This is a genomic window from Arthrobacter sunyaminii, from assembly GCF_018866305.1.
Lineage (GTDB): Bacteria > Actinomycetota > Actinomycetes > Actinomycetales > Micrococcaceae > Arthrobacter_B > Arthrobacter_B sunyaminii.
This window is the reverse complement of record NZ_CP076456.1, coordinates 641,355-659,546: the sequence shown is the minus strand read 5'-3', so window position 1 is coordinate 659,546 and position 18,192 is coordinate 641,355. Positions and strand designations below refer to the sequence as shown.

Below are 18,192 nucleotides of genomic sequence, written 5' to 3'. Positions count from 1 at the left end.
GTCAGCGTTGCAGTGCCGGCAGGACGCTGGCGCCGAACACATCGATCCACTGGCGCTGGTTCCGTCCCACGTTATGCAGATAGATGCGGTCAAAGCCCAGGTCCACGAATTTCTGGATGTAGGCGCGGTGGACATCGGGATCGCTGGAAATGACCATCCGGCCCTCGAAATCTTCGGGCCGGACGAGCTTGGCCATCTGCTCCAGCTCGAACGGAGACCGAATGTCCCCCTTGGGGAACTTCATGCCGCCGTTGGGCCATTCCACCATGGCGTTGGTGAGGGCTTCCTCGTCCGTCTCGGCCCAGCTCATGTGCAGCTGCAGGACCTTGGGCATCGTGTCCGGGTTCTTGCCTGCCTCGCGGGCTCCGGCGTCGAACTTCTCAAAGAGCATCCCGATTTTCTCCAGCGGAGCTCCCACGGTGATCAGTCCGTCGGCGTGCCGGCCGGCACGCTTTGCCGTGACCGGTCCTGCGGTGGCCACCAGGATTTCCGGGGCCGTCTCCGGCATGGTCCACAGGCGGGTGGACTCCATTTTGTAGAACTCGCCCTTGTGGCGCACGTCCTTGCCGGCCAGGGAGTTGGTAAAGAGCTTGGTGATGATTTCGATGGCTTCGAACATCCGGTTGATGCGCTCCGGTGCTTCCGGCCAGTACTGGGCGGTAATGTGCTCGTTCAGCGCCTCACCGGACCCCAGTCCCAGCCAGTGCCTGCCGGGATACATGGCCGCAAGGGTGGCGGAAGCCTGCGCCACCATCGCCGGATGCCAGCGGAAGGTCGGCGCCGTGACGCCCGGCCCAATATCGCCCTTGGTGCGCTCGCCCAGGGCGGAGAGAACATTCCAGACAAAGGCGGACTGGCCCTGCGCGGGAACCCACGGCTGGAAATGATCGGCCGCCATAACGCCGGAAAAACCTTTGCTCTCCGCGTATTCCGCCAACGCCACCGCTTCAGTGGGATGGAACTGTTCCAGCATTGCCGCGTAACCAATAGTGAGAGAAGAAGTCATATTCCGATCCTTACAGCCAGACATTTCGAAAAGGAGAACGGGTGTTTCCAATGGAATACAGCACTTAGGGAAAAGCGCACTTTTCCACGCGCCGGAACGCTGAAGGCCCATCCTACGGCCGTTCCGGCTCCAGTAGCCGGGTTTTAGGATGGACAAATGGATCCGCTGATCAACGGAAGGCCCCGATGACTGCCGAAAGCTCCACGCAACCCCATCCGAACGAACGCATCAACGGTTATGCGGAACTGCGTTCTTACGCCGCTATTGGGGACGGACGCACCGTTGCGCTGGTTGCCCGGGACGGAGCAGTGGACTGGTATCCCACCCCGGACCTTGACTCGGTTCCTTCCTTTGCAGCGTTGCTGGATGCGGACGACGGCGGCCGGATCGAGTTGCGTCCGGAGGAGGACTTCAGGGTGGAACGGGCCTACGTGGACGGAACGAATGTCCTGGCGACCACCTTCACCACTGCTTCCGGAAGCGTCCGCGTCACGGATTCCCTCAATACCGGCGTGGCCGGACGGTTGCCCTGGGGCGAGCTGGCACGCCGGATCGAGGGGCTGGCAGGCACCGTGCGGATGCGCTGGTCCGTGGCACCGGGCAATTGTTTCGGCACCGCCTCGCCCTGGGTGGAGGACAGCGCCCACGGGCCGGTGCTCCACGCCCAGCAAACCACCATCGGGGTCCGCGGCTTTCAGCACGGCGGGCAGCAGGTCTCTGACCGCAGCATTTCCGGCTCCTTCTCCACCTCCCCCGGCTCCCGGCACTTGGTGGCCGTTGTTTCCACCCATGACGAGCCGCTGGCGCTGCCGGACCCGCAGACCGTGGATGCCGGCGTCGACCGTACCATCGCCAACTGGCAGAGCTGGATGAAGGAGTTCACCTACGACGGACCGTGGTCCGAGGCAGTGCAGCGCAGCGCACTGGCGCTGAAACTGCTGATCCACAGTCCCTCGGGCGCAGTGGCGGCCGCCGCTACAACGTCGCTGCCCGAGAGCCTGGCCGGCGGCAAGAACTGGGACTACCGGTACGCGTGGGTCCGCGACACCGCTTACACGCTTAACGCCCTGACCCGGTTCGGCCTGCGTGAGGAGGTCCATGCCGCCGTCGCCGGGATGCTGAAGAGCATCCGCAGCCAGGGCAAGGATCTGCAGGTGTTCACCGCGTTGAACGGAGAACCGGCGGACGGCGCCGAGGTGCTGGATCTGCCCGGCTGGCGGGGCATTGGACCGGTGGTTCGGGGCAACAATGCGGCATCCCAGCTCCAAATGGGAGTCTTTGGGGATCTGTTCAATATCGTTCAACTCTACGTGGATGCCGGCCACGTCCTGGACACCGGTACCGGGCGGCTGCTGGCTGATCTGGCGGATCTGGCCTGCGACACCTGGCAAAAACGCGATGCCGGGATGTGGGAACTGTACGACGAGCAGCACTACACCACGTCCAAGCTGGGCTGCTGGCATGCCCTCAGCTGCGCCTCGCATCTGGCCGATCTGGGGCAGATTCCCGGCCCCTCAGACCGGTGGCGGGCCGAGAAAGATCGGATCGAAGCGTGGGTGCGGGAGAACTGCTGGTCCGAGGAACGCGGCAGCTACGTCTGGTATCCGGGATCCGACAAGCTGGACGCCTCCATCCTGCTCCATGCCATCAGCGGCTTCGACCGCAGCGAGCGCATGAGTTCCACCCTCGACGCGCTGCGGGAGGAGCTGGGCCGCGGTCCTCTGCTCTACCGGTACAGCGGCGCGGAAAAGGAGGAAGGCACCTTCGTGGCGTGTGCGTTCTGGATGGTGTCCGCACTGACCCACGTTGGCCGGCGGGATGAAGCGGTGGAGCTCATGGACCAGCTGGTGCCGCTGGCGAACGACGTCGGGCTCTACACCGAAATGATCGCTGAGGAGGACTCCGCCTTCCTAGGCAACTTCCCGCAGGGACTCTCCCACCTAGCGCTGATCACTGCGGCGCTGACCGTCAACGACAGCCGCACGGACTGACGACTCCCGGCTGAGGGGCACGGACCCGACCGGGGGTGCAGGCTAGGAAGTGCAGCCTTCGCCGTCGCCGTCGCCGTCGAACTTGGGATCCCAACCCGCATCGCCGGGGCGGATGGGCGCCGCGCCGGCTGCTTTGACGGCCGCGCAGTTGGCGTAGACGGGTGCTTTACCGGCTTCGGCGGCGGGCGGCCCCGCAACGGCAGCTGCTGCGCTCCGGCTTCCGTCGGGAACGGGCTGGTCCGGGCACGTCTCGAGGACACCGGCAATGGCGTTGTGTTCAGCCTGGGTCACCCACAGCTCATACCGGGCTTTGACCGCAACCTGGCGGGCCACGTACTCGCAGCGGAAGGCCTTGTTGGCCGGCAGCCAGGTGGCGGCGTCGGAATCAGATTTTGATCCGTTAGCCGGACCGTCCGCGGCCATGAGGTTCAACGGGTCATTCGCAAGCTGGCGCCGTTCTTCGGCGGACAGCTGCTGGGCGCCCTTCTGCCAGGCATCGGACAGCGCCACAATGTGGTCAATCTGAACGGCCGTGCTTGTTTCATTGCCTCGCACAAAGTTAATGGTTGTACCCGTATACGGGTCTGCGAAGGTTCCGGATGCCACCACGCATTCCTTGGTTCCGTCCTTGTAGACGACGGCGGTGAGATCGCGGGCCAGGATGTCATTCCTGGTGTCACATCCGTTGCGGTCCACGTCGGCCCAGGATGGACCAAACTGGTCCCGGTCATATCCGGTCTTCGGAGCGCGGCCCTTGATCGGAAGGGTGTCCAGCTGTTCCAGCGCCGATCCGGACGCTGCCTCCTGCACCGATGAACTGCTGTCCCCGGCTCCGAACCCTGCATTTGCTCCTGTCCCGGTGTCCGCCAGCGGGGTGCAGGCTGAGGAACCAAGCAGAATTGCAGGTAATGCGACAAGGGCCAGAACTTTGGTGCGTAGAGAAGTCATCGCTATTAATTATGGACGACGGATTGGATTCGATTTTCCGCACTTCATACCCTTTGCGCATCCGATAATTCCTGCGGGTAGAGTTCAGGTGCGCGGCTGACCCGCGTCAGCCATGCGCCTGCCGCTTAATGTGCTGCTCTGCGGGCCCGTTTGAAGAGGTACACCCTTGGTGAAAATTTCCAGTTCCCGTCTCCTGCTTCGCGCCGTGACGGGTGCGGCCGCTCTGCTCCTGCTCAGCGGCCCGCTGGTGGCCGCGCCGGCTTCAGCGGACAGCAACAGCGACACTGCGCCGCCCAGCCGTTACATCGTCACGTTCGCCGATCGGGCAGCTGCTTCGAGCATCACCCGTGAGCAGACCTATCTGGACGCGGGCAGTCCCGTCGGTGCCGCGGTGACCGAACTCCACCTGACCGGCAGCGGCGGAACCGTGGTGGAGGTGGACCCGGACCTCACCGTCGAAGAAACCGCCGCCGTCGTCAGTGCCCTAGCCGCCGATCCCGACGTCGAACGCGTGGAACCGGATGTTCTCCTGTACCCGTCCGCCGTCACCCCCAATGATCCCCTCTATCCCCGGCAGTGGAACCTTCAGGGCGCGGGAGGCGGGGCTGATGCGGCACCTGCGTGGCCGTCATCCACCGGAAAAGGCCAGGTGGTGGCCGTGGTGGATACCGGCATCACCGCCCACACGGACCTTCAAGCGCAGGTCCTTCCCGGCTATGACCTGATTTCAGACCCGGCCGTGGCAGGCGACGGCAACGGGCGCGACGCCGATCCCCGTGATGAGGGTGACTGGTACCCGAACGGCTCCTGCGGCAGGACCGTGGGCAGCGCCTCCACCTGGCACGGTACGCACGTCTCCGGCGTCGTCGCGGCCAGCGCCAACAATGGCACCGGCATCAGCGGAGTGGCGCCCGGCGCCCAAATCCTTCCGGTGCGGACGCTTGGAACCTGCGGCGGATATATGTCCGACATTTCGGACGGCATCATTTGGGCTGCCGGCGGCCAGCTGCCCGGCGTTCCCCTCAATCGCACGCCGGCGCGCGTCATCAACCTGAGTCTGGGTGGCGTAAGCACCTGCTCCGCGGCCATGCAACAGGCAGTGAACTTCGCTGCGGAGCGGGGTGCCGTGGTTGTGGCGGCGGCCGGCAATGACAGCATTTCCGCTGACCGGAGCCAGCCTGCCAACTGCGACAATGTGATAGTAGTGGGCGCCACCGACCGAAACGGGTCACGGGCGCCGTACTCGAACTTCGGCCCGCTGGTGGACCTCATGGCCCCGGGCGGGAACACCATGGGCGATTCCAGCGGCGGCATCCTTTCGACGATCAACAACGGCAAGTCGGTTCCCGCGGATGAGGGCTATGCCTACTATCAGGGAACCTCCATGGCCGCACCCCACGTCGCCGGTGCAGCAGCCCTCCTGCTGTCCGCCGACCCCGGCCTGACGTCCCAGCAAGTGGAATCCACCCTGCTTCAGACGGCACGGGAACTGCCGGGCAGCTGTGCCCCGCACTGCGGACCCCAATTGTTGAACATTTCAGCTGCAGTGGCCGCCGTGGCATCCCCGTTCGCCGATGTCCCGAAATCAATGCAGTTCTACGACGACATGCGGTGGATGGCCGAGGCCGGTATCTCTACCGGCTGGAACGAAACAAACGGCACCAGCACATACCGTCCGCTGGAATCCGTGAAACGGGACGCGATGGCTGCCTTTATGTATCGGCTCGCCGGCAGCCCTGCCTTCACGCCGCCGCAGAAATCCCCCTTCGCTGACGTCTCGACCGGGAACCAGTTCTACAAGGAGATCTCCTGGCTGGCAGCGGAGGAAATCTCCACCGGCTGGCTGGAAAGCAACGGCACCAAAACGTACCGTCCGCTTCAACCGGTAAACCGCGATGCCATGGCCGCCTTCATGTACCGCTACGCCGACTCTCCGGCCTACACAGTTCCGGTGAAATCTCCGTTTGCTGACATCACAAAAACCAATCAGTTCTACAAGGAGATCTCCTGGCTGGCGTCCACAGGCATCTCCACCGGTTGGGCAGGGGGCAACGGCACCAGCACGTACCGCCCGCTGAGTTCCGTGAAACGTGACGCGATGGCAGCATTCATGCACCGTTTCGACACCAGGTTCAACTAAGGATCCGAGGACTCCCCCTTCCCTGACCTGCCGGGGAGACGTAGATTCGTAGTCACCGTCCGCGTGCAGGAGATACCCATGGCTACAAACAAGACCACCGTCAAAGAAGATGACAAAAAGTTGGCTGAACCGGATACCGCCGCTAACGGTGAGGTTTCCGACGAGGTAACCCGAATCTCCGTGACGGAGGACTACACCAACGAACTCGATGAGCTTCGTGAGCTAAAGGTCAAGAGCAAAAAACTCAAAGTAAATGCCGACGACGACGCGTGGCGGCACAACTACCCGTATGACAAAAAGCTCACGCGGCGAAGCTATGAGAAACAAAAGCGTGCGCTGCAGATAGAACTTTTGAAGATGCAGCTCTGGGTCAAGGACACCGGGCAGAAAATGCTCATCATCTTTGAAGGCCGTGACGCCGCAGGCAAGGGCGGGGCGATTAAGCGTTTCAATGAACACTTGAATCCGCGCGGCGCCCGGATTGTGGCCCTCGAGAAACCGACGGATAACGAACGTACCCAGTGGTACTTCCAGCGCTACGTGGCGAAGCTGCCCAGCGGCGGCGAAATAGTCATGATGGACCGTTCCTGGTACAACCGTGCCGGGGTGGAACGGGTGATGGGTTACTGCACGCCAGCCCAGTATCTGGAGTTCATGCGGGAAGTGCCGGAACTGGAACGCATGTTGGTGAACTCCGGGGTACTGCTCAATAAACTGTGGTTTTCCGTGGGCCGGGCGGAGCAGGTGGCACGGTTTGCGGCCCGGGAAACCGACCCGGTGAAACAGTGGAAGCTCTCCCCCACGGACCTCGCCAGCCTCGACAAGTGGGACGACTACACCGAAGCCAAAGAAGCAATGTTCTTCTATACCGACACCGGTGACGCCCCGTGGACCGTGGTGAAATCCAATGACAAGAAGCGGGCCCGGCTGGAAGCCATGCGGTTTGTGCTGCACAGCGTGGATTATCCGAACAAGGACACTTCTGTGGCACACGCACCTGATCCGCTGATTGTCGGTCCTGCCGCCAGCCACTTCGAGGAAGACGAAGAGCCGAGCGGCCGTTTCCCCGTGGTTAAACCGAAGGGGTAGATGGCCGCCCTGCTGGCGGTACGCAGGTAGTCCTCATTTCTGATAGGTAGTGGCCCAAAAAAGTCGAGTATTTGGCGGGCTTCAAGAGGGCCTATTTTGGGGCTTTTGGGGCTGTTTTCGGGACGGAAATGTCGGTGGCAGGTGAAAGCCTGAAGCCATGGATCAGAACGGATCTTTTCGACGAGGCGGCACCGGTGAAGCATCCGGTGCCGGCCAGGCTGCTGTGTCCAGCCAGTCGGTCTTTGATGCCGCGCCCGGTGTCGTTCAATCCGGGGTCGTTCAATCCGGGGTCGTTCAGTCCGATACCGCGGATCCTGGAACTGTCCAGAGCCTTGAGGGTCTTACCGGTTCGTTGGTCCTGCACGGTGCGGAGGCCCTAACCCAGGACGAAACCAGTGCGGTGTTGTCCCGGTTGGATGCGTTGGTGCGGTGGGCGCAGGCCCAGCAGGCCAAAGTGCTGCACCGGATGGAAACCCTCTTCCGTGACGACCTGCTCGAAGATGTTGGCCGGGAAGATCCGGCCCTGACCTTCAGCCTGGCCGCGGAGGAAGCCGCAGCCATCCTGCACCTGCCCACGAACACCGCGAAGATGCTGATGAGTGAGGCGGGACGGTTGTGCACCACCCACACCGCAACCCTGGCCCGGCTGGAAGACGGGAGCCTGGGTTACGGGCATGTGCAGACGGTGCTGGACCAATCCCAAAACGTCCCAGACTCCGAACTGGCCGGTTTCGAAACGGTGTTGCTGGAGGCCGCTGGTGCGGGGCAGACATCGTCCCAGTTCCGGGTGAAGGCCAGAAGGTTGCGGGAGGGCCGGTATCCGGACACCATTCCGGTCCGGCACCAGAGTGCTTTTGAACGCCGGCGGGTCTGTTTGGCGCCGGATGAGGACGGGATGTCGTGGCTGTCGGCGTTATTGCCCGCTGCGAGGGCGCAGCTGGTTTATACGCAGCTGACCACGGCGGCGCGGGGTGAACAGGGAGCGGGGGATCCGCGGGGAGTGGATCACTTGCGGGCGGACATTCTGGCTGACCTGCTCGACGGTGACAGGGATGCCGAAGACAGTGGCCATGAAGGCAACAGTGGTAACCACAGGACTGCGGGCCGTGAGGGCAAGACCCGTAGCGATGCCGGCGATGACAAAGCCCTTGGCAAGAAGTCCCGTGCCCGGGCCCGCACCGAGATCCTGGTCCTGATCACCGCCGAGACCCTGTTCGGTGCTGATGAACAGCCTGCCGAACTGCACGGATACGGGCCGATCAGCCCGGAATCTGCCCGTCGTTTGGCCCGGCAGGCAGCGCACTGGACCCCGGTGGAACGACATCCGGACACTGACGACATCCTGCGGGTCGGGCGGCGGCGGAAAGTCCCGGCCGGGCTGCAACGCTGGCTGCGGGCCCGTGACGGAACCTGCCGGTTCCCGGGATGCCGGACCAACGCCGTCATCGCCGAAATTGACCACACCAGACCGTGGTCCCACGGCGGGAGCACCGATCACGACAACCTGGAGCATCTGTGCCGGCGGCATCACATGTTCAAGTCGCGGGGATTCTGGAAAGCACAACAACACAGTCCCGGAATTATTGAGTGGACGTCGCCGGGCGGTCGGACCTACCGGACCGATCCGCATCTCACCCTGGCCACAGCACCAAACACAGGACCCAGCGCGGGACCCAGGGTGGAAGCCACGAAAGCTGCTGTAAGCCGGATGTCGGGCTGGATCCCTGCGGGAGAACCTCCGGAAGACTACGGCGACGATCCGCCACCCTTTTGACGATAGTTCGGACGAGATAGTTCGGACGAACCGCCGCCCTGCTGTCGGCCAGTCTCATGATCCGCCGACGGCGGCAGGATTGCCCACTGCAGTCGGCCTCGTGCAGTAAATGTGGTCAGACGCAGATCACGCCATTGTGATCTGCGTTGCCCACGATGTTAGCTATATTTCATGTCCTTTGCAGGGAAGGCCCGCCGAGGATGCTGAACCAAACCCCGAGGATCAGGCCCCAAGGAGTCCGATCGCGGAAGTGTCAGGCCTGCGTGAGACGATAAAAACATGCCTTCCTCACCGCCTCTGATCGACGTCACGGACATCATCCGGGTTGTCGGAGGAGCTGCGTTTCAACGTGGCCAAACCTATGCCAAGGGCGGTGCAGTAGCGGAACTGGAGTGGGAACCGCAGGCCGAAGTGCTCCGCGCCAAGGTTCGAGGCCATTCTTCCGTGCCGTACCGCACCATGCTGCAGCTGGGGGAAAAGCGGCAGGGCGACTACCGCCTGCTGGACAACCACTGCAGCTGTCCCGTTGGATTCGACTGCAAGCACGTGGCCGCCGTCGCACTGCAAAGCAATACCGATCATTTGGTGGCACGGCAGGAATTCATCCGGCCCTCCGCCGCCAGCGCACCAGCGGTGCCGGCCTGGCAGGAATCACTGCAGACGCTGATTGACGCCGACCTTCATGCGCTCACGGGCAGCACCAAGGCATCGGCCACTCCCCTGGCGCTCCAGTTTGAAATCCGGACATCGGACGCAGGTATCAGTGCCCGCTGGGGTGCTCCGGCTCCCCGCAGCGCGCACCGCAAGACCTCTTTCCGGCTCGGTGTCCGCCCGGTGGTCCGCAACACGAAGGGCAACTGGGTCAAGAACAATCTGGCCTGGAGCAACATCGCCTATCAGACGTACGGGCTGCAGCTGGATCCAGAACAGCACCGCTGGTTTTCCCAGTTTCCGGCTCTGCACCGGTCCAACGGCGTGAGCTACTTCGGCCAGAATGACTCCTGGCTTTACCTGGATGATTTCTCCAACCCCCTGCTGTGGCAGCTGCTGGAAGAAGCTCAGCGCATCGGCGTGCAGTTTGTCGGTACCAAGAAAGACACCAGTGTCCGGCTGGGCAAGCGGGCAGCGCTGTCCCTCGATGTGCGTGCGGCCAAAGAATCCCCGGGAACGGACGCCGCCGTACCTCTGCAGTTGCAGCCCGTCCTGGAGATCGACGGCGCGCCCTACCCCACCGATGCCGCCGGACTGATCGCCGGGCACGGCATTTACGTGCGCAGTCCGGAAAACGTCATCACTCTGGCGCCAACCGCGCGCCCGTTGACGGACCAGGACAAGGGCCTGCTGTTGAACGGCGCCCCGGTAATGATTCCCGAAGAGGACGCCCCGGTCTTTCTGGAGAAGTTCTACCCCAAGCTTCGCCAGGTGCTGCCGGTAACCAGCAGCGATGAGTCAGTCGAGTTCCCGGAGATTTCTCCACCCCTGCTGGTGCTCACAGCCTCCTTCCAGCCCGATGATTCCCTCTTCCTCGACTGGGAATGGGAATACCGGCAGGGAAATGACCTCACGCGCATTCCGCTGGGAACCCGGGCGGATCCCGCTTCCGGTTACCGTGATGTGGCAGCGGAAGCGGACCTGCTCACCGCCGTCGGCAAAGTCCTGGGATCGGTGCCGCGCAGCCGTTCCTACTCCGGCATCGACACCGCGGAATTCACTGAATATCTACTCCCCAAGATCGAAAAAGTCGACGGCGTACGGGTGGACGTCGTCGGCGAGCGCCCCGCCTACCGCGAGCTCACCAGCGTGCCGGAGCTGAAGATCACCACGGTGGAAACCGAGCGCAGGGACTGGTTCGACCTCGGCATCATGATCACGGTCGAAGGCCGGCTAGTGCCCTTTGCCGATGTCTTCAAGGCACTGTCCCAGGGCAAAACAAAGATCCTGCTTGTTGACCGCACCTACCTCTCGCTCGACCGGCCCGAATTCGCGCAGCTGCACGCCCTGCTGGAAGAGGCCGAAGGGCTGCAAGAATGGGAAACCGGCGAAATGACCATCAGCCGGTACCAGGCCGGGCTGTGGTCCGAGTTGGAGGAGTTGGCAGAGGAAACCGAACAGGCCGCAGCCTGGCGTGCTTCAGTCACCGGGCTGCTGGAATTGGATTCAGTGGAGCAGGTGCCGCTGCCGGCCGGGCTGAAGGCAGATCTCCGCCCCTATCAGGCCGAGGGCTTTAACTGGCTGGCGTTCCTCTGGGAGCACGGACTCGGCGGCATCCTGGCCGACGACATGGGCCTGGGCAAGACACTCCAGACGCTGGCGCTGCTGGCCCATGCGCGGGAGCAGGGAGTCCAGCCCGACGACGGCGGGACGCCGGGGGCCGCCGGTGACGGCATGTCCACCGGCGCCCAGGTCCGCCGGCCCTTCCTGGTCGTGGCCCCCACCTCAGTGGTGCCAAACTGGCTCTCCGAGGCGGCACGCTTCACCCCGGGCCTCCGTGCGGTCGCTGTTCCGGACACCACCGCCAAGTCCAAGGTGCCGCTGGCCGAACTCACGGCGGACGCCGACGTCGTTGTGACTTCCTATGCCGTGTTCCGGCTCGACTTTGCGTCCTACCGTGCCCTGGAGTGGGACGGGCTCATCCTGGATGAGGCGCAGTTCGTGAAAAACCGCACCACCCGCGCCCACCAGTGCGCCCGGGATCTCAACGCTCCGTTCAAACTGGCCATCACCGGCACCCCCATGGAGAACAACCTGCTGGAGCTGTGGAGCCTGTTCGCCATTGTGGCGCCGGGCCTGTTTCCCTCCGCACGGAAGTTCATTGAGGAATACCAGCGGCCCATTGAGCGCGGTGAGGACTCCAAGCTTCTGGCCAGGCTGCGCCGCCGGATCCGCCCGCTGCTGATGCGCCGCACCAAAGAAGCCGTTGCGAAGGATCTGCCGGAGAAGCAGGAACAGGTGCTGGAGGTGGAGCTGAGTCCCAAGCACCGCAAGATCTACGAGACGCACCTGCAGCGTGAACGGCAGAAGCTGATGGGGCTGATCAAGGATCTGGACCGCAACCGGATGATCGTCTTCCGTTCCCTGACCCTGCTGCGGATGCTGAGCCTGGATGCGTCCCTGGTGGATGACGATTACGCCGGCGTGCCTTCGGCCAAGCTCGATGCCCTCTTTGAACAGCTCGAAGATGTCACCGCCGAGGGACACCGCGCCCTGATCTTCAGCCAGTTCACCTCGTTCCTGAAGAAGGCCGCAGCCCGGCTGGACGCCGCCGGAATTCCCTACGCCTATTTGGACGGCTCCACCCGGGACCGCGGAGAGGTCATTGCCTCCTTCAAGGACGGCCAGGCCCCGGTGTTCCTCATCAGCCTCAAAGCTGGCGGGTTCGGCTTGAACCTCACTGAAGCGGACTATGTCTTCCTCCTGGATCCATGGTGGAACCCGGCAGCGGAGTCGCAGGCCGTGGACCGCACGCACCGCATCGGGCAGACCCGCAATGTCATGGTGTACCGGATGGTGGCCCGCGGCACCATCGAGGAAAAGGTGATGGCGCTCAAGGAGCAGAAGGCCAAGCTCTTCACCTCCGTGATGGACGATGACGCGGTGTTCAGCTCCGCACTCACCGCCGAGGACATCCGTTCCCTCTTGGATTAGCCGTCCGGTCCGTCCGCTGTTCGGTCCTGTACATGTCCGGTCCGGAGACTATGAAGTTAGGCACGTCGCCGTCCCCGTCAGCCACCCGTAAAGACCCGCCGAAACCGCATATTTACGGGCATCGGCGGCTCACAGGGGGCCCGCATCCCTGCCGTTCGGGCACTCCGCAGGCGAATTATGATGCTGGCACAAGCACCACTCCAACCGGTCACCCGGTGCCGCCGTCAGGAAAGGATCATGAGCACTCAGGCATCAACCCTCATCCGCCCGTTGGACGTGACCGCCAAGGATGAAGATGAACTCGTGCACGTTTTTTGCACTCCCTGCAAGCGCCGGGCCATGCACCATGCACAGCGTCCTGTCCCCTATTGCGGCAAGACCATGCCCAACCGTCCCCTCCGTGACGACAACGGCACCCTTCCTGTCTGTCTGGTCTGCATAGATCTTGCCCGCTCCGCCCCATGTCCAAGGTGCGGCATGCGCGCGCAGCTGTAAACACAGCTCTCGCGCGGCCGCCCTTTCCCCGGACCCTGATTGCCATTCCGCAGATCCTGATTGGTTTGTACAGTGGGGTGATGGCTACTGACGAACGCCCCATCGGATTTTGGCTCAAGCTCGTGGACCAGCTGGTTGATGACCAGTTTGGCGCCAGTTTCGAAGAGCACGGCGTCACCAGGCGGCAATGGCAGATGATGAACCTCCTGACGGACGGCCCTGCCTCAGGAAAGCAGCTCTCCGACGCATTGAAACCGTTTTTCCCGGTGGTCGAGGGCAGCATCACCTCAGCGGAGCTGATCGAGGAACTGCGGGAAAGCGGCTGGGTATCCCTGGACGACGGCCAGTACCAGCTGACCGATTTGGGCCGGCGAAGCTTGGAAAACCTTCGCGGCGCTGTCGAACGCATCCGCGAGCAGCTCACGGAAAACGTGTCCGAAGACGAGTACGGCGCCCTGGTTGCCGTACTGCAGCGGATGGCAACGAACCTCGGCTGGGACGGTTCGGTGGAGGACACTGCCGGAGCGTGAACCCCAAATCAGTGCCCGCGGAACGCCTCCGCGAGCCACCAGGCGCCGCCGTCGGACGCAATCTTGGCATCGATCACCAAGGGGGCGTTCCGCGGTCCGGCCAGCCAGCCCTTCACCGCTTCCAAGTCGGCACGGCGTCGCACCGTAATTCCCGCAGCTCCGTAGCCGCGGGCAATGGCGGCGATGTCCGTGTCCGGGAACGTTACGGTGTCCAGGTCCACCGTCGAATCCGCGTCTGAGCCGCCAACCCCGGATCCCGCAGCAAAGTGGTGAACCTCGGCACCGTACCCGGCGTCGTTGTAGATAATTGCCACCAGAGGCAGCTGGAGCCGCACCGCGGTTTCCAGTTCAGAGATTCCCATCAGGAACCCGCCGTCGCCGGCCCCAAGGACCGGAAGCCGGTCCGGGCGGGCCAAAGCGGCGCCAATCGCGGTGGACAAACCAAGGCCAATCGATTGAAAGGCCTGCGTAAAGCAGAAACCAAACTCGTCCGGGACGGCTAAGTGGGTGGACGGGTAACCCATGAAGTTGCCCGAATCCACGGATACCAGCCGCTCAGCCGGCAGCAGGGCGTCCAGTTCCAGGCTCAGGACCCGCGGATCTATCCGGTCCGCTGTGGACGCATCGGTCACCGGCACGTCCTGCCAGCGGGAGCCGGCCTTGATCCGCTGCAGGGTTTCCGCTGTCCGGTATTTTTGTGCCGGCTCGGGGACGCCGGCTTTCAGCTGCTCCAGCACATCGGCCGCGGTGGCAGCGCAGTCACCCAGCACGCCCAGATGAATCTCGCGGTTGGCGCCCAGTGCGGAATCCTCCACATCCACTTGAACGACGGCGGTATCCGGGCCAATGAGCGAACCGTGCCGCATAGTCCACATGTTCAAGGTGCAGCCCCAGCCGATGATGAGGTCCGCGCCGCGGATCAGGTCCGCGGTGTCCGGGGTGGAAAAGCCGCCGGAGATGCCCAGATTGAAGTCTTCCCCGTTGAACAGTCCGCTGGCCACGGCCGAAGTCGCCAGCAGTGCACCGGAGTGGGCCGCAAGCGATGCAATTTCTTCTCCTGCACAACGGGCTCCCCGCCCGGCAACAAACACCGGCCGCCGGGCGGAGGCCAGAAGGTCGGCCAGGCCCCGTACCAGTACCGCGTCCGGGCGCATCCTGCCGGCCGGCACCATCGGCCGGGTGAGCCGCAGCGTGCTCGGCGGGGCCGCAGCGGACTGGAGGTCCAGCGGGACGCTCAGGACCACGGTGCGGCGTTCGTTGACAGCTGTGCGGTAGGCCCTGACGGTGTCAGCAAGAGCACTGTCCGCTGAGTGGATTCGCTCCGCAACCGCGCCCATGCTGCGGGCCAGGCCGTCCTGGTCGATCCGGAAGTTGGAGCGCACGGCGGACGAGGCGGTATCCGCTGTGAGCACGATCAGAGGAGTGCGGGATTTGGCCGCCTCGCCGATTCCGGTGGCCGCGTTGCTCAGTCCGCAGCCCTGGTGCGTGGTCAGCACCGCCACCCGGCCGGACATCCTGGCGTACGCATCCGCCATGGTGGCAGCTCCGCCTTCGTGCCTCGCCGCCGTGAACGGAACACCGTTCTCCCGCAGGGCGTTGGTGAGGTGAAAGTTGCCGCTGCCCACCACGCCAAAGGCGCGTCCCGCCCCGAGCCGGGCCAGGGTACGGCCTACGAGCGCTGCAATATTCGGAGCATCCATACCCTGAACAATAGGTCCCGCCCGCAGGGGCACCAACCGCGCTGCCGACATATTGCGGCCCATGTGACGCCTGTGTGACACGGCGCCGCAGACGCACCGGTAGTCTCAGGCAAAGCCTCCCCGCCTGGACAGGAACCGATATGAGCCTCAACCGCACTGATTCCGGTTTGATCAACACCCTGCTGGACGCCGTTGCCGGCGGCACGCTGGAAATAGTGGACCTGACAGCTCCGCTGAGCAGCAGCACCCCCACCCTGAAGCTGCCCGCACCGTTCGTCAACCTCATCGATTTCAGCCTGGAAGCGGTCAGCGCCTTCGACGAACCCGGTCCGTTCTGGAAACACAACAACATTCATACCGGCGAGCACATCGGCACCCACGTGGATGCGCCGTCGCACTGGATTTCCGGGCGAGACGGCGACGACGTTTCACAGCTTCCGCTGACACGCCTGGTGGCACCCGCCGTCGTCCTGGACTTCAGCGCCCAGGCAGCAGAGGATCCCGATTTTGTGCTCGAGATTGATCACGTCAAGACGTGGGAGGCCGAGCACGGAGCGCTGCCCGACGGCGGCTGGCTGCTCCTGCGCACCGGGTGGGACAAGTTCGCCGAGGATGCTGACGCTTTCCTCAACATCGACGACGGCGGCTCCCACACGCCGGGAATCTCGGCCGCGTGCGCCAAATGGCTGGGTGAGGAGACGGGGATCGCCGGGCTGGGGGTGGAAACTGTTGGCATCGACGCCGGCAACGCCGGAGCGTTCGATCCGCCCTTCCCGGCGCACTATTACCTGCTGGGCAACAACAAGTACGGCGTCACCCTGCTGCAAAACCTGGCCCAGCTTCCGCCCACCGGCGCTTTGATCGTGGTGGCGCCCCTGAAAATTACCGGCGGCACCGCAAGCCCGGCCCGGGTGCTGGCACTGGTGGAACACGGCCGTTAGGGAACAGCGGCAGCTGCTGAGGAGTCAGTAACCAGTCAGTACCCCGCGTCAACGTCCACGAGGCCGTCCAACGGTTGTCCCGCGGCGAGCCTGCGAACGTTGTCGCGCACCCGGCCGGCCAGCAGCGGCGCCACCATCTCCGGAGTTTCCGCGGTGTGGGGCGTGATGAGGGCCCGCGGTTCGGACCAAAGCGGATGCCCGTCCGGCAGCGGCTGGGGATCCGTGACGTCCAGGGCAGCGCCGGCCAGTTTGCCCTCGGCAAGCGCCTGCGTCAGGGCATCCGTATCCACCAGCGGGCCGCGGGCAACATTGATCAGAAAGGCATGATCCTTCATCCGCGCCAGCCGCCGGGCATCCATCAGGTGCCTGGTGCCCTCCGTCATGGCAGCAGCAAGGATCACGACGTCGGCCGTTTTCAGCACGTCGTCCAGCCCTGCATCGGTGACCGTGCGTTCGGCGCCCGCCCCCGGGTGGTCGTGTGCCCGAACCACCGTGATGTGCTCGGTAAAGGCGCGCAGGAGCCGCAGGATCTCCTGTCCAACCCCGCCTGCTCCCACCACGACCACGTGCCGGTTGTGCAGTGATGTGCCCTGCGGCGGCCCCCAGGTGCCGGCCCGCGCGAACACCGGAATGCCGCGCATGAGCGCCAGCGTCAGCGTCAGTGCGAACTCCCCCACCGGTTGCCGGAAGGCACCCTTCCCGCTGGTCCAGGAAATATTCCGGTGGGCCCGCATGAGATCGTCATACTGGTCGACCCCGGCCAGGGGCAGCTGGACCCAGCGGATGCCCGGGCGTCCCTTTACTGCGCGTTCCACCGCTTCGGGACCGACGACGTCCGCCAGCACCACGCCGGCGGTGCTGTCCGACAGTGCCTCCACAATGCCGCCGCCCTCGGCCACGGCAGCCACCAGTTCCGAGGTGGACGCCGGAAGAATGGCAATGGAGGGTGCGGGCGCAGTGGGTGTGAACGGATCAACGGAGGGCACCGTGTTACTCCCGGCAACGGACGGTCCGGAAGATGAACCGGCGAAAGAGGATTCGGAATCGGCATGCTTGGCCATACACGGCTCCTGCCGCTGGTGAGGTTCCCGGCCTACGAGCCGGCCTGAAGGCCGGGCCCGGCCGAGACGGATCCTGTCGAGTTTAGTTCCGGCCGGGCAGCGTTAGAAGAGGCTCCCTATCCCCGGCGGGTTTGGGCCAGCAACTGTTCAAAAGGCAGCGAAACCATGGGATCCGGACGCTTTGCAGGCTCCTGGGTTCCCTGCGGTCCTTGGGCTCCCTGGGTTCCCAAGAGTGCAGCGAGCTCGGAGGCCGCACGGCGCACCCGGGCATCCAATGCGCTTGTGCCGGAGGGAGCGGATCCGGCGTCGCCGGCTGAGCCCCAGTCCTCCGGTGCCGCATAGACCGCCGTCGGCGTGGCTTTGGCCCGCAGATAGCTGAACATGGGCCGCATTGCGAAGTCCAGCACCAGGGAATGCCGCGAACTGCCGCCGGTCGCTCCCAGGATCACGGGCTTTCCATCCAGGGCGGTGTTGTCGATAACGTCGAAGAACGATTTGAAGAGGCCGCTCATGGAGGCAGTGAAAACGGGGGTTACGGCCACCAGCGCGTCTGCGGCCACTACTTCATTGATGAGCGTCTCCAACTTCGGCGGCGCATAACCGGTCACCATGTTGTTGGCGATATCCACGGCGTACTCGCGGAGTTCGAAGGTGCTCACCGAGGCGGAGCCGCCGGAGGTCTCGAGTGCCCGGCGGGCGGCCTGCCCCAACTGGTCGGCAAGCATCCGGCTGGACGAGGGAACGCCCAATCCTGCCGTTACAACTACTATTCTGCGATCTGCCATCTCGGCAACCTCCGCTACTTCATGCATATGCATCTATTTTTTATCCTGCCTGATCCAACCTTTGCGGGTCGGCAGTTATTCCTTGCC

General features: G+C 64.0%; 12 protein-coding genes. 7 read left to right on the top strand and 5 right to left on the bottom strand.

What is annotated here, in order from left to right; genetic code table 11:
- Window position 1: 1 nt before the first annotated feature.
- Window positions 2-1,006, bottom strand: a complete 1,005-nt coding sequence (locus KG104_RS02960) for a TIGR03557 family F420-dependent LLM class oxidoreductase (RefSeq protein ID WP_207348559.1) — start codon at window positions 1,004-1,006, stop codon at window positions 2-4.
- A 185-nt stretch (window positions 1,007-1,191) separates the two neighbouring features.
- Here KG104_RS02960 and KG104_RS02955 point away from each other — a divergent pair, with 185 nt between their 5' ends.
- Window positions 1,192-2,997: a glycoside hydrolase family 15 protein gene (locus KG104_RS02955; protein ID WP_207348558.1), complete on the top strand. Its 1,806-nt coding sequence runs from the start codon at window positions 1,192-1,194 to the stop codon at window positions 2,995-2,997.
- A gap of 42 nt (window positions 2,998-3,039) precedes the next feature.
- On the opposite strand, the gene KG104_RS02950 is transcribed toward KG104_RS02955, so the two are convergent.
- A complete protein-coding gene (locus KG104_RS02950; protein WP_207348557.1) occupies window positions 3,040-3,945 on the bottom strand; it encodes a GmrSD restriction endonuclease domain-containing protein in 906 nt (301 codons plus the stop codon).
- A 169-nt stretch (window positions 3,946-4,114) separates the two neighbouring features.
- Between KG104_RS02950 and KG104_RS02945 the strand changes: the two genes are divergently transcribed.
- The 5 genes from KG104_RS02945 to KG104_RS02925 all read left to right on the top strand — a co-directional run bounded on the left by KG104_RS02945 (window position 4,115) and on the right by KG104_RS02925 (window position 13,618).
- The gene (locus KG104_RS02945) at window positions 4,115-6,085 is read left to right on the top strand and encodes a S8 family serine peptidase (RefSeq protein WP_237688651.1); all 1,971 of its coding nucleotides are present in this window, start codon (window positions 4,115-4,117) and stop codon (window positions 6,083-6,085) included.
- Window positions 6,086-6,163: 78 nt separating this feature from the next.
- Window positions 6,164-7,174: a polyphosphate kinase 2 gene (gene ppk2, locus KG104_RS02940; protein ID WP_207348556.1), complete on the top strand. Its 1,011-nt coding sequence runs from the start codon at window positions 6,164-6,166 to the stop codon at window positions 7,172-7,174.
- A 157-nt stretch (window positions 7,175-7,331) separates the two neighbouring features.
- Window positions 7,332-8,948 carry an HNH endonuclease signature motif containing protein gene (locus tag KG104_RS02935; RefSeq protein ID WP_207348555.1) on the top strand — a complete coding sequence of 539 codons (1,617 nt, stop codon included), beginning with the start codon at window positions 7,332-7,334 and terminating at the stop codon, window positions 8,946-8,948.
- Window positions 8,949-9,227: 279 nt separating this feature from the next.
- On the top strand, window positions 9,228-12,593 hold the full coding sequence (locus tag KG104_RS02930; RefSeq protein ID WP_207348554.1) for a DEAD/DEAH box helicase: 3,366 nt from the start codon (window positions 9,228-9,230) through the stop codon (window positions 12,591-12,593).
- Between the two features lie 575 nt (window positions 12,594-13,168).
- Window positions 13,169-13,618 (top strand): MarR family winged helix-turn-helix transcriptional regulator, encoded by a 450-nt coding sequence (locus KG104_RS02925; protein WP_104104929.1) that lies wholly within the window; start codon window positions 13,169-13,171, stop codon window positions 13,616-13,618.
- Between the two features lie 8 nt (window positions 13,619-13,626).
- Here KG104_RS02925 and KG104_RS02920 read toward each other — a convergent pair whose 3' ends face one another.
- Window positions 13,627-15,318, bottom strand: a complete 1,692-nt coding sequence (locus tag KG104_RS02920) for a thiamine pyrophosphate-binding protein (protein WP_207348553.1) — start codon at window positions 15,316-15,318, stop codon at window positions 13,627-13,629.
- Window positions 15,319-15,458: 140 nt separating this feature from the next.
- On the opposite strand from KG104_RS02920, the gene KG104_RS02915 reads away from it, so the two are divergent.
- Window positions 15,459-16,259, top strand: coding sequence for a cyclase family protein (locus tag KG104_RS02915; RefSeq protein ID WP_104162164.1), 801 nt, complete (start codon window positions 15,459-15,461; stop codon window positions 16,257-16,259).
- Between the two features lie 35 nt (window positions 16,260-16,294).
- Here the strand turns inward: KG104_RS02915 and KG104_RS02910 are convergent, their stop codons facing one another.
- Both KG104_RS02910 and KG104_RS02905 read right to left on the bottom strand, forming a co-directional pair.
- On the bottom strand, window positions 16,295-17,320 hold the full coding sequence (locus tag KG104_RS02910) for an NAD(P)-dependent oxidoreductase (RefSeq protein WP_207348552.1): 1,026 nt from the start codon (window positions 17,318-17,320) through the stop codon (window positions 16,295-16,297).
- A 116-nt stretch (window positions 17,321-17,436) separates the two neighbouring features.
- Entirely contained in the window at window positions 17,437-18,105 is a 669-nt protein-coding gene (locus tag KG104_RS02905) for a CE1759 family FMN reductase (RefSeq protein WP_207348573.1), read from the bottom strand.
- Between the last annotated feature and the right edge of the window lie 87 nt (window positions 18,106-18,192).

Excerpts from the sequence above, each read along its gene's own strand:
- KG104_RS02910 (WP_207348552.1), bottom strand. The coding sequence starts at position 17,320 with ATGGCCAAGCATGCCGATTCCGAATCCTCTTTCGCCGGTTCATCTTCC.
- KG104_RS02935 (WP_207348555.1), top strand. The coding sequence starts at position 7,332 with ATGGATCAGAACGGATCTTTTCGACGAGGCGGCACCGGTGAAGCATCC.
- ppk2 (WP_207348556.1), top strand. The coding sequence starts at position 6,164 with ATGGCTACAAACAAGACCACCGTCAAAGAAGATGACAAAAAGTTGGCT.
- KG104_RS02960 (WP_207348559.1), bottom strand. The coding sequence starts at position 1,006 with ATGACTTCTTCTCTCACTATTGGTTACGCGGCAATGCTGGAACAGTTC.
- KG104_RS02905 (WP_207348573.1), bottom strand. The coding sequence starts at position 18,105 with ATGGCAGATCGCAGAATAGTAGTTGTAACGGCAGGATTGGGCGTTCCC.
- KG104_RS02950 (WP_207348557.1), bottom strand. The coding sequence starts at position 3,945 with ATGACTTCTCTACGCACCAAAGTTCTGGCCCTTGTCGCATTACCTGCA.
- KG104_RS02920 (WP_207348553.1), bottom strand. The coding sequence starts at position 15,318 with ATGGATGCTCCGAATATTGCAGCGCTCGTAGGCCGTACCCTGGCCCGG.
- KG104_RS02930 (WP_207348554.1), top strand. The coding sequence starts at position 9,228 with ATGCCTTCCTCACCGCCTCTGATCGACGTCACGGACATCATCCGGGTT.
- KG104_RS02915 (WP_104162164.1), top strand. The coding sequence starts at position 15,459 with ATGAGCCTCAACCGCACTGATTCCGGTTTGATCAACACCCTGCTGGAC.
- KG104_RS02955 (WP_207348558.1), top strand. The coding sequence starts at position 1,192 with ATGACTGCCGAAAGCTCCACGCAACCCCATCCGAACGAACGCATCAAC.
- KG104_RS02925 (WP_104104929.1), top strand. The coding sequence starts at position 13,169 with ATGGCTACTGACGAACGCCCCATCGGATTTTGGCTCAAGCTCGTGGAC.